Annotated in this window: 11 protein-coding genes and 5 pseudogenes; 6 read left to right on the forward strand and 10 right to left on the reverse strand. The window is 56.9% G+C overall.

What is annotated here, in order from left to right; genetic code table 11:
• Positions 1-9 precede the first annotated feature (9 nt).
• Positions 10-912: a LysR family transcriptional regulator gene (locus TKWG_RS16040; protein WP_014751844.1), complete on the reverse strand. Its 903-nt coding sequence runs from the start codon at positions 910-912 to the stop codon at positions 10-12.
• A 125-nt stretch (positions 913-1,037) separates the two neighbouring features.
• Between TKWG_RS16040 and TKWG_RS16045 the strand changes: the two genes are divergently transcribed.
• Both TKWG_RS16045 and TKWG_RS16050 read left to right on the forward strand, forming a co-directional pair.
• The gene (locus TKWG_RS16045; RefSeq protein ID WP_014751845.1) at positions 1,038-1,517 is read left to right on the forward strand and encodes a cyclophilin-like fold protein; all 480 of its coding nucleotides are present in this window, start codon (positions 1,038-1,040) and stop codon (positions 1,515-1,517) included.
• A 145-nt stretch (positions 1,518-1,662) separates the two neighbouring features.
• Positions 1,663-2,887 (forward strand): annotated as a pseudogene (locus tag TKWG_RS16050) (MFS transporter).
• A 180-nt stretch (positions 2,888-3,067) separates the two neighbouring features.
• Here TKWG_RS16050 and TKWG_RS16055 read toward each other — a convergent pair.
• The 7 genes and pseudogenes from TKWG_RS16055 to TKWG_RS16080 all read right to left on the reverse strand — a co-directional run bounded on the left by TKWG_RS16055 (position 3,068) and on the right by TKWG_RS16080 (position 10,867).
• Complete coding sequence (locus TKWG_RS16055) at positions 3,068-5,314, reverse strand: xanthine dehydrogenase family protein molybdopterin-binding subunit (protein ID WP_014751848.1); 2,247 nt, start codon at positions 5,312-5,314, stop codon at positions 3,068-3,070.
• 12 nt (positions 5,315-5,326) lie between these two features.
• Positions 5,327-5,800 (reverse strand): (2Fe-2S)-binding protein, encoded by a 474-nt coding sequence (locus TKWG_RS16060; RefSeq protein WP_014751849.1) that lies wholly within the window; start codon positions 5,798-5,800, stop codon positions 5,327-5,329.
• Positions 5,801-6,325: 525 nt separating this feature from the next.
• On the reverse strand, positions 6,326-6,613 hold the full coding sequence (locus TKWG_RS27255) for a helix-turn-helix transcriptional regulator (protein WP_407636934.1): 288 nt from the start codon (positions 6,611-6,613) through the stop codon (positions 6,326-6,328).
• A gap of 147 nt (positions 6,614-6,760) precedes the next feature.
• Positions 6,761-7,215, reverse strand: a pseudogene (locus TKWG_RS25315) (AraC family transcriptional regulator); the annotation flags it as partial.
• A 294-nt stretch (positions 7,216-7,509) separates the two neighbouring features.
• On the reverse strand, positions 7,510-9,195 hold the full coding sequence (ilvD, locus tag TKWG_RS16070) for a dihydroxy-acid dehydratase (RefSeq protein WP_014751850.1): 1,686 nt from the start codon (positions 9,193-9,195) through the stop codon (positions 7,510-7,512).
• 349 nt (positions 9,196-9,544) lie between these two features.
• Positions 9,545-9,775: a hypothetical protein gene (locus tag TKWG_RS16075; protein ID WP_014751851.1), complete on the reverse strand. Its 231-nt coding sequence runs from the start codon at positions 9,773-9,775 to the stop codon at positions 9,545-9,547.
• 237 nt (positions 9,776-10,012) lie between these two features.
• Positions 10,013-10,867, reverse strand: coding sequence for an NAD(P)H-dependent oxidoreductase (locus tag TKWG_RS16080; RefSeq protein ID WP_014751852.1), 855 nt, complete (start codon positions 10,865-10,867; stop codon positions 10,013-10,015).
• A 103-nt stretch (positions 10,868-10,970) separates the two neighbouring features.
• Between TKWG_RS16080 and TKWG_RS16085 the strand changes: the two are divergent.
• From TKWG_RS16085 to TKWG_RS22720, 4 genes and pseudogenes are all read left to right on the forward strand, one after another.
• A pseudogene (locus TKWG_RS16085) lies at positions 10,971-11,866 on the forward strand (LysR family transcriptional regulator).
• A 108-nt stretch (positions 11,867-11,974) separates the two neighbouring features.
• Entirely contained in the window at positions 11,975-12,310 is a 336-nt protein-coding gene (locus TKWG_RS16090; protein ID WP_014751854.1) for a DMT family transporter, read from the forward strand.
• A 190-nt stretch (positions 12,311-12,500) separates the two neighbouring features.
• A pseudogene (locus tag TKWG_RS27260) lies at positions 12,501-12,812 on the forward strand (MFS transporter); the annotation flags it as partial.
• A 62-nt stretch (positions 12,813-12,874) separates the two neighbouring features.
• Entirely contained in the window at positions 12,875-13,576 is a 702-nt protein-coding gene (locus TKWG_RS22720; protein WP_081489319.1) for an MFS transporter, read from the forward strand.
• Between the two features lie 104 nt (positions 13,577-13,680).
• On the opposite strand, the pseudogene TKWG_RS16100 reads toward TKWG_RS22720, so the two are convergent.
• Both TKWG_RS16100 and TKWG_RS16105 read right to left on the reverse strand, forming a co-directional pair.
• Positions 13,681-14,995 (reverse strand): annotated as a pseudogene (locus TKWG_RS16100) (PQQ-dependent sugar dehydrogenase).
• Entirely contained in the window at positions 14,988-15,428 is a 441-nt protein-coding gene (locus TKWG_RS16105) for a DUF2231 domain-containing protein (RefSeq protein WP_014751856.1), read from the reverse strand. Before TKWG_RS16105 ends, TKWG_RS16100 begins: the two are co-directional and overlap by 8 nt.
• Positions 15,429-15,661 lie beyond the last annotated feature (233 nt).

A 15,661-nucleotide genomic window follows, 5' to 3' on the forward strand; every position in this document is an offset into this window, starting at 1 on the left:
CAAAACGCCCTAGGCCCCCGCGCCGCCAATACGCAAGGCGTTGAGCACCAACGAAAATGCAGTAGACGGCTGACGACGACTGGGATAATAGAGATGATAGCCTGTAAACGTCGGGCACCAATCGCGCAACACTGATACCAGGCGACCCGACTCAATATGCGGCATCAGCTCGTCCTCAGGCAGCAAGGCGATGCCCAGCCCAGCCAGTGCCGCATCCACTTGGGGCTGCGTAGTGTTGAAGATCAACGGGCCGTCCACACGCACATTAACCTGTTTGCCGCGACGCTCGAAGTTCCATACATACAGCCCGCCAGACGTTTGCATGCGCTGGTTGATGCAGCGATGCGCCATGAGATCCTGTGGCTTGCGTGGCGGCGGGTGGGCAGCAAAATAATCGGGTGAGGCCACGACGGCAAGACGCAACGGCGGACCAATCGGCATCGCGATCATGTCCTTGTCGATCGTGTTGCCCAAGCGCACACCGGCATCGTATCGGTCCGCCACAATATCACGAAAGCCATAATTCACATCAAACTCCAGCTTGATGTCCGGATACTCACGCAAAACAGGCTCAAGCCTGGGCAGCAGGATGGCATGCAATACATGGTCACCGCAAGTGATTCGCACGGTGCCGGCCGGCTTGTCACGCAATGCCGTCAATTCATCCAGTTCGGCTTCGATTTCGTCGAAGCGGTGGCCAATAGCCAGCAGCAGGCGCTCGCCGGCGGGCGTAGCCGATACGCTGCGCGTGGTGCGCGTAAGCAGGCGGATCTGCAACCGGGCTTCCAGGCCGCTGATCGCCTGGCTTAGCGCTGATTGCGTTACGCCGAGCAGCGCCGCGGCACGGGTAAAGCTGCCTTCGCGCGCCACGGTCACAAAAGAGACAAGATCGTTCAGATTGCGTCTGACCATATCGCATCATTCCCGAAGAATTTATTTATTAGTATAACTTATAAGCCCATTAAGCATTCATTAGCTAGTCAAAGCGGTGCACCTTTGCCACAATACATACTATGAAAAAGATGTGCTCCGCCTGTATGATGCAGTACGCCGGATGGGCCCTGCTTGGCGCCTGTATCCCGGGCCTGCTGGGCTTTGGTTCTACTCACCCGGTGGCTGTACCAAGCACAAACGCAACCTCCTTAACCTCACCGGCTTCGCCCATGAAAATCCGTATTCACCTGGATGATCAGATCGTCACGGCAACGCTCTATGACAACGCCACTGCCAGAGACTTCGCCACCCTATTGCCACTGTCGCTGACACTGGAAGATTACGCAGGCACTGAACGCGTTGCCGACCTGCCACGCGCATTAGACAAACAAGGCGCGCCCGACAGCATGACCCCTCAGGCCGGTGACATCGCCCATTATGCGCCCTGGGGCAATCTGGCCATTTTTGTCGGCAACGGTGTCTTTTCGAAAGACCTGTTGCCGCTAGGCAAAGTGACCGATGGCTTAACCGTTCTGGCACGACCGGCGCCATACAAAATACGCATTGAGCGTATCGAAAACTAATACCCGCAACGTTTACGACCCGGACATATGAGCCGTCCCGCAAGACAGGCGGAGGCACCAGCGCTGCACAGGCAGCGCTTTGTCATCACGGCTACTGCGCAGCGCCCTGAACGATTTCAACTGAATAATCACCACTGAAAATACCATGACAACTGAAGTATGTGACCTTTCTCGTGCCGATACGGACACTGAACACCCAGCAGATGCACCGGTCGCGTTCTGGGGCGGCGTTTTGGCGATGACCCTGTGTGTTTTTGCACTGATCGCTTCTGAATTCATGCCCGTCAGCCTGTTATCCCCCATCGCAGCTGATCTACGCGTTACCGAGGGTATGGCCGGCCAGGGCATTGCCATATCAGGCGCCTTCGCCGTCCTAACAAGCCTTCTGATCTCATCGCTGGCCGGCGCCATGAATAGAAAAACATTGCTGCTTTTGTTGACAGGGCTGATTGGCAGTCTCCGGCGCAATCGTCGCGATGGCGCCAAACTACGCCATCTATATGACAGGGCGAGCGCTCATTGGTGTCGTCGTCGGCGGTTTCTGGTCTATGTCAGCAGCAACCGCCATGCGACTGGTTCCGGCTTCCCAGGTGCCACGCGCTTTGGCCATTTTCAATAGTGGCAATGCGCTGGCCACGGTCGTGGCAGCGCCGCTTGGGAGCTATCTGGGTGCTGTCATTGGCTGGCGCGGCGCTTTTCTTTGTCTGGTGCCCGTGGCTCTGCTTGCATTTGCCTGGCAATGGCTCAGCCTGCCTTCCATGCCTGCAGAACCGCGCAGCGTGGCTTCCGGCAGTATCGTCACCCTCTTGCGCAACCGGGTGGTCAAGCTGGGTATGCTGGGCGTCGGTCTCTTTTTCATGGGGCAATTTACGCTGTTCACCTATGTGCGGCCGTTCCTGGAGAACGTGACACAGGTCCAGGCGCCCATGGTGACGCTTGTGCTGCTGGTGATCGGCATCGCGGGGTTCGTGGGCACGCTAGGTATTGCCGCGGTACTCAAACGTGGATTCTATGCAACCCTTATTGCCATTCCCTTGCTCATGGCTGTCACCGCCCTCGCCTTAATTGCCCTGGGCAGCGCAGTGGCTGCCACGATTGCTTTACTCGGCTTCTGGGGCTTGATTTCGACCGCAGCCCCGGTCGGGTGGTGGTCCTGGATATCGCGAACATTGCCACAGAATGCTGAAGCCGGTGGCGGGTTGATGGTTGCAGTTATTCAGCTATCGATTGCATTGGGCTCTACAGTCGGCGGCTTGCTGCTTGATCATGGCGGCTATCAAAGCACTTTTATCGCAAGTGCGGTCCTTTTGCTGATCGCGGCCTTGCTGATTTTCCACACCTCACGCTCAGATAACGGGCAAGGCGCCTGAATCGTCCGGCCTGCGCCCAGGTGCGCAGTGGCCGCCCACGACCATGGCATCCCGTATTGAACACGCATAGAGAAAAGGCAGCGCCGCTGACATCACTTACAGGTCTGAACAATAGACCGGTATTGGCTATCAGCGGCGCTGCCTTTGCCTCAGCAAGATCAGGGGCCTGCGCCCCGCGACTCACCCCAGTTTGAAAGGAAGATTGCGCAACGGCTTTCCGGTAATGCTGGCAATGGCATTTGCAAAGGCAGGCGCCAAAGGCGGCAGACCCGGCTCGCCCATACCTGTCGGCGGCTCGGCACTGGGCACGATGTGCACGGCGATCTCTGGCGCATCGGTAATACGCGGCACGCTGAAGTCGCCAAAATTGCTCTGTTGCACCTGCCCATCCTTGAGGGTAATGGCAGCGCCCGGCAGGCACATCGACAAGCCCATGATGGCAGCACCCTGCACCTGCGCTTCCACGCTAAGCGGGTTGACAGCCAGATTACAATGCACGCCGGCGATCGCACGATGCAGCACGGGTTTCCCATCCTGCACCGACGCTTCGACCACATATGCCACCACTGAACTGAAGGATTCATGCACGGCAACCCCCCAGGCATGGCCCTCGGGCAAGGTCGTCTTGCCGTAGCCGCTGCGCTCCACCGCCAATTGCAGGGCAGCCTTATGGCGCGGGCTTTTTTCGCCAAAAAGCGCCATGCGATAAGCAACCGGGTCCTGTTTGGTCGCCCGCGCAATTTCGTCGATCAGCGTTTCCATGACGAAGGCCGTGTGTGTGGATCCGACACTGCGCCACCATAATACGGGGACGTTCACTTTGGGGTGATGTACCGTCAATTGCATCGGCACTGGGTACGGGTCGCGCATCCCTTCGGTGGCGGTAGCATCAATGCCGTTTTTGATCATCGACTCCAGTGGCGTGCCCGCGACGATGGATTGCCCAACCAGCACATGCTCCCAGGCCAGGACCTTGCCCTTGTCATCAAAGCCAATACGCGCGCGGTGCAGATGCACAGGTCGGTAGTAGCCGCCCTTGATGTCGTCCTCACGGCTCCATAGCGTGCGGATCGGCGCGTTAAGGCCAGCCGTTTTTGCTGCCTTGGCCACCTCGCAAGCGAGCACGACAAAGTCGCTGGTGCCTACGCCACGTCGGCCGAATCCGCCGCCGGCGGTTTGCACGTTCACCTGAATCTGCTCGGGCTTGAGGCCCAGCACACGGGCCGCCGCCGCTCCATCAAAGCCGGGCATTTGCGTGCCAACCCATAACTGTGCGCCGTTCTCGGCCACCTGAACGGTACAGTTCAATGGCTCCATGGGAGCGTGAGCCAGATACGGGAAGAAAAATTCCGCATCCAGCTTGTGGGGCGCCGAGGCCAGCGGCGACATATCTGCTTCGTACAGCCGAGGACCGGGCTTGTCTGCCAGTTCCCGGTACTGAGCCAGTTGCTTGTCGCTGTCTACATTTTCTACGCCGGCCGTGTCCCACTGTAGCTTGAGCGCATCGCGCCCCTGCTTGGCCTGCCAGTAGCCATCTGCAATCACCGTTACGCCTTGTCCACCGCCATCGACAGGGACCCGCAGCACGGCCTTGACGCCTTTGACAGCGCGCGCAGCAGCGTCATCCATGGACGCGAGCTTGCCGCCGAATACCGGCGGATGCGCCACCACCGCCGTCAATTGACCCGGCAGGTTCATATCGATACCGAAATCCTGCTGTCCGCTGCTCTTTGCTTTGGCATCAATACGCGTGGTGGCCTTACCGATGATGCGAAATGCTTTCGGGTCCTTGAGCTGCACTTTCTCAGGCACCGGAAGCGCCATTGCAGCTTCAGCCAACTCGCCATAAGTTGCCTTGCGGCCGTCCGGACCCAGTACGGCGCCCGCTTGCGTGCGCACACTGGCCACATCCACTTTCCAGCGCTGGGCCGCGGCAGACATCAGCATGGCCCGTGCACGGGCGCCAAGTTCGCGGTACTGGGTATAGCTGTGCTTGATCGAGGTTGATCCACCCGTCAGGTGCATGCCAAACAGCGGATCCTGGTATGCAATATCGTTGCTGCCGTTACGGCTGCGCACCAGGCTCCAGTCGGCATCCAGTTCCTCGGCCAGAATCATCGGCAGGCCCGTCTGTACACCCTGGCCAAATTCCAGGCGATTGATCGTCACCGTTACCTCGCCGCTGGGGGCAATGTGCACGAATGCAGAGGGCTGCTGGCCCGGCTTGAGCGCCGATGCGGCAGCCGCAGCGCCTTTACCTTCCTGCGCCATGAGCACGTGAGGAAATGCACCTAATGCCAGGCCACCTGCGCCAACCATTTTCAAAAAACTGCGTCGGGCTAGCGCAGGTCGACTGTCAGTCTGGCCCTGTTCAAGAATATGTTGCACTGCGCGGGGCAATTCACTATAAAAAGTATTGTTCGACATGCAGGACTCCGTTCAGGCAAGGGTTTGGGCAGCATCGGCAATGGCAGCGCGAATGCGGGTATAAGTGCCGCAGCGGCAGATATTGCCGGCCATGGCTGCATCAATTTCATCAGCCGTAGGCTGGCTGCCCTTGGGCCTGCTTTTGAGAAAGGCAGTCGCGCTCATGATCTGGCCACTTTGGCAATAGCCGCATTGGGCCACATCATGCTTGACCCACGCTGCATGGACAGCGGCGCCAACCGGGTCGCTGCCGTCGGTCACTGCTTCGATGGTTGTGATTTTTTTTCCCTGGACAGCCGAGATCGGCGTAACACAGGAACGAATGGCCTGGCCGTCCAGATGCACGGTACAGGCGCCACACAGCGCAGCGCCACAGCCGAATTTGGTTCCGGTCATATCCAGCGCATCGCGCAACGCCCAAAGAACCGGCGTACCCGGATCGACATCAACTGTATGGTCACTGCCATTGATATTGAGGATACTCATGATGAGATAGCTCTCCGTAATTAAACTGCATCAGGAATTCGCAACGACTTGCATCGAAGGAGGAAGGATTGAGAAGGGAAACCAACAGGAATGAACACATCGCGGATCATCGCGTGCCGAACAAACCGTCGTGCCAGGCCTTGGCCTGCCCGATGACCAGACTGGCAAGCGATACAGCAAGCACTGCCAGTAACCAGGATACGGCGTCAGAGCAGGCAGGCTGCCTATGATGTCAGGCCATTATAGATTCGGAAGAACCCGACAAATTGCCCAATTCTCCGTAATTTTTGCCTAATTCGCTGAGACTGGCCAGGCACTGCAGTTATTAATTCGACGCCTTGCAATATCGCCCGGCAAACGCCTGGTGGGATGTCGTGGAGATTGCCTTTGTTATCTTTATTGCCTTTATTGACCGAATATGCGCGCCGGGCTTTGGTCATCACACATGGCATGCAACGGCGGCGCCCGCCCCACCATCACAGTTGCCATACTGATACGGTCACACCTGGCGTTTAAGCTGTTGCCTTACTGTGAAGACTGGCTTGTGCTTACCCGCATCCGCCTGACATCGCGTTGCGGTGGTGCGCCAAAAAGACGACTGTATTCGCGATTAAATTGCGAGGCGCTTTCATACCCCACCAGTCCGCCCACGTGTCCGGCGTCCAGATTCTGGTTGAGCATCAATTGCCGCGCTTCCTGCAGGCGCAATTGCTTTTGAAATTGCAAAGGACTCATGCCGGTAATGGCGCGAAAATGATGCCTGAAGGTAGACGAACTCATCCCCGCACGAGCCGCCAGTTCATCGGCATGCATGGGTTGCGCATAATTCTGTTTGAGCCAGGCCACGGCCTGGGCGATTTTCTGGCTGGGCGAACCAGCCGCCACCAGATGCAGCAACTGCGGACCATGCGGGCCGGTCAGCAGCCGGATGGTGATTTCCTGTTGAATCAAAGGCGCCAAACTAGGCGCCAGCGCCGGTTCATTGAGCAGATTGACCATGCGGATCAGGCATCGGCCAACGCAGTATCCAGCTTTTGCACCGTCACGGGCTGGCAGGCGCTGTCCTTGGCCGGCCGAAGCAATTGCATTTCAGCGGCCGTTTGCACAATCGAATGCGCGTCCAGCGCCAGCATCAGGCCCAGATATGGCTCTCGCATGCTGGCCTGGGTCACGCGTGACAACACGGGCAGATCAATGGTAGCCAGCAGGCACTGGCTGGGGCCATATTCGACTACCCTGTCTGCAAGCGTGACCTGCTTGGCGCCTTGCGCGACCACACCCAGGCCAAAGCCATATATGCAATGCAGTGGATCCGTCGGCGACTGACGGCGATGGAACGTGAGCGACGGAATCGCCGTGATGTGATCGCCGTCGGTGCGGGCAAAGGCATTGATCGCATGTGCCAGGGCACTCATGGTGTGACCTCTGAAAGTATTGATATCGTGGAACTGAAGTGTACACGACGAAAATGGGTTCACGCCATTGCTCAATATACACTCGTCGGCAGACGCAGACAGGCCGGCGCATAGTGCCGGCGTACAACCGGGCCTTGGCGACAGAAGTTTTGCTACTGCGGGGTCGCTACAACTGTCTGTTTACAGGTGCCCTGGCGCTACCCGGCCGTATGGCCGCAGCCGCCTTGCAATGCCAAATCATCACGCCCGATCAGCCAGGGCCGCCAGCCCTGGCTTGCGCGCTTCATAACCGCCTCAGAACTTGTCCAGCACCGCGCCCGTGCTTGCGGGCGACGCATTGAACGCAAACTTGGCCTGAACGCCTCGCAAGTAACGCGGTTTGGGCGCCGTCCACTGTGCCCGTCGCGTTTCTATGTCCGCCTCGGCTACGTTCAATTGCAATAACAATTGATGGGCATCGATGGTGATGGAGTCGCCTTCCTGGACCAGGGCAATGGTTCCGCCCACAGCGGCTTCAGGCGTTACATGGCCGACGACCATCCCCCAGGTTCCCCCTGAGAAACGCCCGTCTGTGATCAGGCCGACCGAATCGCCCAGCCCGGCACCAATTAATGCACCTGTGGGGGCCAGCATTTCCGGCATACCCGGGCCGCCCTTGGGACCAAGATAACGCAACACCATCACGTCACCGGCCTTGATTTTGCCATCCAGAATGGCTTGCAGCGCAGATTGCTCGTCATCGAATACACGTGCCGGGCCGGTAATAACAGGGTTTTTCAGGCCGGTTATTTTGGCTACCGCGCCATCTGGCGACAGGTTGCCTTTCAGGATGGCCAGGTGCCCCTGTTTGTACAAAGCCTGGTCAATGGTCTTGATCACTTGCTGGTCTGCTGCGGGCGTGTCCGGCACGTTTTCAAGCATCTGTGCAATCGTCTGTCCTGTAATCGTGATGCAGTCGCCGTTAATCAGTCCGGCGTTCAGCAGGATCTTCATGACCTGCGGCACCCCACCCGCCTTGTGAAAATCTACGGCCAGGAAGTGGCCACTGGGTTTCAGATCGCAAATGACGGGGACCCGCTGGCGCACACGCTCGAAATCGTCGATGGTCCACTCGACATCGGCCGCATGGGCAATGGCCAGCATATGCAACACCGCATTGGTAGATCCGCCAGTCGCCATAATGACGCTGACCGCATTTTCGATGGATTGGCGGGTCACGATATCACGCGGTTTCAGATCCTGTTCGATCGCCTTGAGCAGCACCCGGGCCGATTCACTGGCCGATTCGGTTTTTTCATCATGCACATTGGCCATGGTCGATGAATACGGCAGACTCATGCCCATGGCTTCGAATGCGGAACTCATGGTGTTGGCGGTATACATCCCGCCGCAAGACCCGGGGCCAGGAATGGCATGCAACTCAATCTGCCGCAGCTCCTCGTCGCTCATGCGGCCCGCCGCGTTCTCTCCCACCGCTTCAAAAACGCTGACAATGTTCAAATCTTTATTGTTAAGCCGGCCTGGCAAAATCGTGCCGCCGTATACGTAGATGGAGGGCACATTGGCGCGCAGCATGCCCATCATGCCACCGGGCATGTTCTTGTCGCAGCCGCCGATCACCACAACACCGTCCATCCACTGGCCCTGCACGCAGGTTTCAACGCAGTCTGAAATCACTTCGCGCGAAACCAGCGAATACTTCATGCCTTCAGTTCCCATGGCCATCCCGTCGGAAATGGTGGGCGTGCCAAATACCTGGGCATTGCCTCCCGATGACTCAATGGCCTCAATCGCCGCATCGGCCAGTTTTTGCAAGCCGCTGTTACAGGGCGTGATGGTGCTATAGCCATTGGCCACGCCAACCATGGGTTTGACGAAATCTTCTTCCTTGTATCCCAGCGCGTAATACATGGAACGGTTCGGCGCGCGGGCCGGACCTTGGGTGATGTTTGCGGAGCGCAGACGTTTGGGCGAGTTCATAGCCTTCCTTGAATCGGTCGAGGTGGTCAGGGGCCGGCATAACCGGCTCAAATCAATAGCGTGACTCAAGTTTACATCCTTACCGACTGCGCGTGGTCCCAGCGCATCAGTTCGCTGAGCGTCAGGCAAGGAATGGCAATTGAAATTGGCCGGATCCGAATGACCGGCGCTGGATAATCGTCCTCGGAGATGCCCGATTGTCTATTGCTCTAATAGACTAAATTGGGCAAATGGTGTATTCGAGATATGGCATTGGGCGCCATATCTCAAGCAAGGTCATGCGCAAGTGCCTTAAGGGCTAACGGATATTGCGATTGTAAGCCGCCGCTATTGGCCTTGCGCGCGACATTCAGGGTTGTGCCGTTGGCGCGGGTGCGGTTGGCGTGGACTGAGTCGTTGGCGCTGGCGCAGTTTGCATAGAATCAGTTGTTGGCGAACCGGATGTCATGGGCGCTTGCGCACTGGTGTCCGCTGCGGTTGAAGCTCCGGAATCATAGCCGCTGCCTGCGCAGCCAGCCAGTGCGGCGACGCCGGAAAAAGTGGCAACCAGAAACAGCGAGCGAGTCAATCTTTTCGTCATATACCTTCCTTTGAAGATGGGTTTACAAGTCTAGCGCCTTCATTCTTCGCGCTTTCAAAGGGAAGGTCATTACAGAGCATCATTAAATACGTGATTTTGTAATCGTAGAACGCCCCGGTTTTGGCCACTTTTATTTTCTACATGGATGATTCGCAACAAAAAAAACCAGCAAGACACCTGAATCCGGGTGTCTTACTCTTTAACGATTTAAGAGCGAATATGCGTAACATTAAGCGTTCAGCGCGTCTGTTCGGCATGCATAAGATCAGATTGCTCAACCGTCACGCGATGTTGCGACAACTTATTTTCGTCGGGATGTGAAACATGAATCCCGAAACCGGCCTCTCCCTGAGCGAGCTCCGGGCGCAGCGTCAATTGCGGAATGCAGTAATCCCCGGCATTCTGCTTGCGAAACGCAATGGGCGCTGTCGTCCAAAGCGTATCCAGCCGCTGTCCCAGTTCATCGCACACCTTGGCAAACGCCGCTGCATCGATCTTGCCAGTGCGGTAGATCACATGCGGCGGCAGCACGTCAAAGCCTGGATAAAACAGGATACCGTGCTGGATGGGAAACAGGATGTCGTTGATCGGGCCGTTAATACCGCGCGGCTCATAGTGCGATGACCAGCCGCCGGCTGTTACCACCAGCATGGCGCGTTTGCCGGCCAGCAGCCCTTCTCCGAAGCGGTCCCCCCAATGCGTGTCCGAGTGCTCCCCCACTCCGTAGGCAAAACCGTAGGCATAGACGCGATCGACCCAGCCCTTGAGAATCGCCGGCATGGAATACCACCAAAGCGGAAATTGCAGGATAACCGTATCCGCCCACAGCAACTTGTTTTGCTCCTGTTCGATGTCGATGCTCTGCGTACCGTTCACGAACGCCTGCTGGGAATCTAAAGAAGGATCAAAGCGCGCGCCCAGTGTCGGTGAGCGATTGTCTTGGGGATCCAACGCGCTCTTCCACTGCATGGCATACAGATCCGAAACCTGAACCGTATGACCAGCATGCTCCAGCCGCTGGACAATGAAATTTTTTATTGACCCGTTCAGCGAACGGGGCTCAGGGTGCGCATAAACGACAAGCACATTCATGATGCAGTCCTTTTCTGGTAAATGAATACGCATACTGAATACGCATACGATACGTTTTTATGCAGTATATTAGAAATGAATTTCTAAAATTTCAGGTATTTCCATGGACAATTGCTTGCGGCGTCTGGATCTTAATCTACTGGTCACGTTGGACGCCTGCTGGCCGAACATAATGTCACGCGGGCAGCCGAGCGCCTGCACCTGGCCCAGCCCACTGTCAGCCTGCAGCTTGCCCGATTGCGGGAAACCTTTGGCGACCCGTTATTACTACCCGGGCCACGTGGCATGCGCCCCACCGCCCGCGCCGACGAACTGCGACAGCCGCTAAGACAGGCGCTCGAAGCCTTGACGCAGGCGGTGACGCCGTCGGGCCCGTTTGACCCGGCCCAGAGCCATCAAACCTGGCGTGTTGCAGCGTCAGACTATGGAGAAACCAGCATCTTGCTTGGCGCGCTGGCAGGGTTGCGATCAGCAGCGCCCAACGCGCGCATGGCAATTGTGGCGCTCAATCCCCAGGCGCTGGCCAGCCAGGCAGAACAGGCGCACATTGATCTGGCGTTTCACATCAGCTCGGAAGCGCCGTTGCAACTGCGACGCCGTTCATTGTTTAATGAAAGCTATGTCCTGGCAGCACGCACAGGGCATCCCGCGTTACAAGGCACCCTCACCCTGGCGCAGTTCTGTAAGCTGGACCATGTCATTGTGTCCCCTGACAATGGCGGCTTTCATGGTGTAACGGATACGGCACTGGCCGCAAGAGGCCTGGCCCGGCGCGTTGCGCTGTCGGTACCGCATTTTCTGTTTCTTGAAGCGGTGCTGGTCAATACCGATCTGGTTGCGATGGTCCCTTCGCGACTGGTCAGGCACAGCACCGCGCTGCAGGTTGTTGCGCCTCCGCTGGAGATACCGGGCTTTGAAATGCTCATGCTCTGGCACGACCGCGTCCATCGCGACCCTTCCCATCAATGGTTGCGCGAACATATCGTCCGTTGTTTGTAAGCAGCGCAAAGGCAGGGATTGACCCAGGCCTGGCGCGCACCGCAGTAGTGTCATTTGCTGTCATTCTGAAAATATATAATTTGCAGACCCAATTTTTGCTGAGGATTTATGCTCAATATCTATCTTATTCTTGCCATCTCGATCTGTGCCGAGACCCTTGCCACCACGATGATGAAAGCCTCTCACGGATTCACCCAGTTAGGCCCGAGCATCGTTGTGGTGATCGGCTATGCCGTTTCCTTTTATGGCCTGTCGCAGGTCGTAAAAACCATGAATATCGGCATAGCCTATGCGATCTGGGGCGGCATGGGCATCTTTCTTGTATCGATCATGTCATTTCTGTTTTATAAACAGCGACTGGACCTGCCGGCCATTGTGGGCATGCTGTTTATTGCACTTGGCATTGTGATCATTCAGCTTTTTTCAAAATCGGTCACGCACTAATATATTGATTTAATTGCACGCGAAGTTATTTGCTCCCCTTCGTTATAATACGGGGTCATGCATGGAGCAACGACTTGACAGACAACGATAGAAACGTAAATCTGCTGCACATTCCCGGTGTCGTGTCACTTCTGCTGGTCGTGGGACTTGGGATCGGTAGTTTCAGCCTCCTGCTGCCACTGTCACCAGACTGGGCAATCAGGGCGGCGCCAGCGAAGCCGCTGCAGGCAGCGTGACGGCCATTCTGATGGCCTTCACCATCCTGACCCAACTGTCCGTCAACCGCGCGCTCAAGCGATTCGGCTGGGGCCCGGTGTTGGCCACTGGGTTACTATCACTGGGCGCCCCCGCCATATTGCAAGCGACATCCTCTGAGCTGCCTGTCATTCTGCTATCGAGCGCGGTGCGCGGCATCGGCTTTGGCATATTGACCGTAGGAGGCGCAACCGCTATCGCACTGCTTGTGCCTGCGGCACGTCGGGGCGCAGCCGTTGGCATCTATGGCCTGGCGGTGGCGGGCCACAACTTGTACTTGTATCATCGGCGCCTATACTTGAACAGCATTTGGGCAAACTCGTGGTTACGCTGTTCGCTACCCTGCCCGTACTGGGCCTGTACTGGACATATTCCCTTGGCCGTCTGCTCAATGAACACACCAGGCCGCAAAATTCGTCCGCCGCACACGCGATCACGCACGGCAAATCCACCCTCCGGGTCATCTCCCCTGTCTTGTTATCGCTGGTGATTGTGACCAGTAGCGGCGGCGCCATCCTAACGTTCGCCAGCCAGATTACCGCTGATGCAGCCTCGGCCACGATTGCGCTGCTCTGCCTGACCGGCTTTGCAACTCCTACCCGCTGGGCCTTTGGCTCGTTAAGTGATCGCTACCCTGCCCGGTACCTGATCTTCGGACTGGCTTTGGCGTGCTGCCTGGGCATGGCTGCGCTTGGCGCGTCGGTACTGGAATCAAGCGCGGCCTGGGACCTGGCCTTGCTTTATCTTGGCAGTACCCTGCTAGGCGTTTCCTACGGAGGCATGCAAAGCGCAACCCTGGTATGCGCCTACCGGCTCGCCGGCAACAGCCGCTTGGCCCAGGTCTCTGTTCTGTGGAACGTCACCTTCGATTTGGGAACTGGGCTCGGCGCAATGCTAACCGGCATTATTGCAGCAACGACAGGATTTGCGGCTGCATTTGGCTTTCTGAGCATCGCAGCGGTGCTCAATGCAATGATTATCTTGAAAAGCCTGCGTTCGGCAAAGGCGTAAGCCAAGATAATTTGATGCGTGCCTGGGACTATCTAAGGCCCGGGTACGCAAGACGTCACCCAGGCCCATTTACCCTCATGAATACCTGACAACCCACCGCCAGATTACTGGCTGGCGGCGGTCACCCGCCAGACGGTATTGCCCACGTCATCGGCAAAGAGCAGCGCACCGTCCTTCGCCTGGGTCAGGCCCACGGGCGCACCGAAAAGGCTCTTCTGATCTTCAGACAAAAAGCCGGAGACCACCGCCTCTGCCTTGCCTGCCGGCTTGCCATCACTGAACGGCACATAGCTGATCCGATAGCCGCTTAATGGCGAGCGGTTCCAGCTTCCATGTTCGCTGATAAATGCGCCCCCCTGGTATTTCTCCGGAAGCCCCTGGCCGGTGTAAAAATGCACGCCCAGCGGTGCGACATGCGAGCCCAGGGAATAGTCTGGCACGATCGCCTTACTGACCAGATCAGGACGCTGAGCCTTGACCCGAGGATCAAGATGCTGGCCGAAGTAGCTATAAGGCCAGCCGTAAAAACCGCCTTCCTTGACTGAAGTGAGATAGTCCGGAACCAGGTCCGGCCCGATCTCGTCCCGTTCGTTCACGATTGCCCAGAGTGCTCCGGATTGTGGCTCCCAGGCCAGTCCCGTGGGATTGCGCAGACCGGAAGCAAAAATCCTGCTGCCGCCGCTATTGACATCCACCTCCAGCACTGTTGCGCGGCGATATTCTATGGCCATCCCGTTCTCACCGACATTGCTGTTGGAGCCCACACCCACGTAAAGTTTTGACCCATCGGCACTGGCAAGCAGCGCCTTTGTCCAGTGGTGGTTGACGGTATCGGGCAAATCGGCAAACGCCGTGCCCGGATCCGTGAGGCGCGTCTGCCCCGGTTCATAGCGGTATTTCATGATATTTCCGGTATTGGCAACATACAAGTCGTTACCGATTAGCTGGACGCCAAAGGGGGAATCCAGATTCTCCAGAAAACATGTTTTCCCATTCACCGGTTTCGGCAGTCTGTCGCAGCAAGGTGATGCGGTTTCCGCCTTTGCCCCCCTTACCCGATTGTCCCTTCACGAAACCGCTGAAAAACTGTTTGGGTGTTGTAACAGGCGCTGTACCAGGCGAATTGGCTTCGACAACCAGAACATCGCCGTTGGGCAGCGTATAAAGTTGTCGGGGATGCAGCAGATCACTGGCGATTTTTTCAATTTTCAAACCGCTGGCAACGACGGGCTGCTTGTTTTCTGACCAGCCTACACCGTCAGGCACTTGAATGGGTGGCGAGAAAAAATGTCGCGGTTCAGGCAACGTCGGGTTGGTGCCGAGCTGTTCATCGGGCTTCATCGTTGCGTTATCGTTACACCCGGCCAGCAAGATGCCGGCCGCGAGAACAAGGGGCAGGCTCCATTTGAACTTAGACATTATGCGTCCTCCCGATTGCGTAAAAGGTGGACGCAATGATCGCAGACACGGCAATGCAGGCGACCGTAATGACAGACAGGATCAATCCCGAAGGCATGACGGCATACGCATCCCTGCTATGGATAAACGCGTTTAGGATGGCCGCCAGAATCCCAATGAAATTGAAACCGAAATCAATCTTTTCAGCGGGAAGAACAACCCTGCCTCGCGGGATCCACACATGCACCAGGTTGATCAGGCGCGGAATGATGGCAAAGAACAGGCCGATAGTAATAAGCCACGCTGCGCTTTTACTCCACATCATCTCGGCAGTCTGGAAATACACAACGTCAAAGATCAATGCCGCAACAAAAAATCCGAAAGGAATGGGATTGAACAACTGATAGATGGAATTAGCCAATGATGACTGTTGCCGTGATGCTGGGGCAGTCATAAACACCTCCTCTTCACAAGTTCTTCACAAGTTCTTCACAAGTTCTTCACAGGAAATAGACGCTTTTGATCGCGTAGCAGACCGGAACGCAAACAGGAACTACTGCGATCACACTTGTGATTCCAACATACATGACCATGTTAATCAATCAAATAGGCTTTACATTTTGTTAGTATGGGCCGGCTCCGGCAAGCGACAATACCAGCGTCAGCCGGTACGGGCGTGTTGCGGCG

This window comes from Advenella kashmirensis WT001 (assembly GCF_000219915.2).
Taxonomy (GTDB): domain Bacteria; phylum Pseudomonadota; class Gammaproteobacteria; order Burkholderiales; family Burkholderiaceae_B; genus Advenella; species Advenella kashmirensis.

Coding starts and splice junctions, on each gene's coding strand:
- TKWG_RS16040 (WP_014751844.1), bottom strand. CDS start 912: ATGGTCAGACGCAATCTGAACGATCTTGTCTCTTTTGTGACCGTGGCG.
- TKWG_RS16045 (WP_014751845.1), top strand. CDS start 1,038: ATGATGCAGTACGCCGGATGGGCCCTGCTTGGCGCCTGTATCCCGGGC.
- TKWG_RS16055 (WP_014751848.1), bottom strand. CDS start 5,314: ATGTCGAACAATACTTTTTATAGTGAATTGCCCCGCGCAGTGCAACAT.
- TKWG_RS16060 (WP_014751849.1), bottom strand. CDS start 5,800: ATGAGTATCCTCAATATCAATGGCAGTGACCATACAGTTGATGTCGAT.
- TKWG_RS27255 (WP_407636934.1), bottom strand. CDS start 6,613: ATGCATGCCGATGAACTGGCGGCTCGTGCGGGGATGAGTTCGTCTACC.
- ilvD (WP_014751850.1), bottom strand. CDS start 9,195: ATGAACTCGCCCAAACGTCTGCGCTCCGCAAACATCACCCAAGGTCCG.
- TKWG_RS16075 (WP_014751851.1), bottom strand. CDS start 9,775: ATGACGAAAAGATTGACTCGCTCGCTGTTTCTGGTTGCCACTTTTTCC.
- TKWG_RS16080 (WP_014751852.1), bottom strand. CDS start 10,867: ATGAATGTGCTTGTCGTTTATGCGCACCCTGAGCCCCGTTCGCTGAAC.
- TKWG_RS16090 (WP_014751854.1), top strand. CDS start 11,975: ATGCTCAATATCTATCTTATTCTTGCCATCTCGATCTGTGCCGAGACC.
- TKWG_RS16105 (WP_014751856.1), bottom strand. CDS start 15,428: ATGACTGCCCCAGCATCACGGCAACAGTCATCATTGGCTAATTCCATC.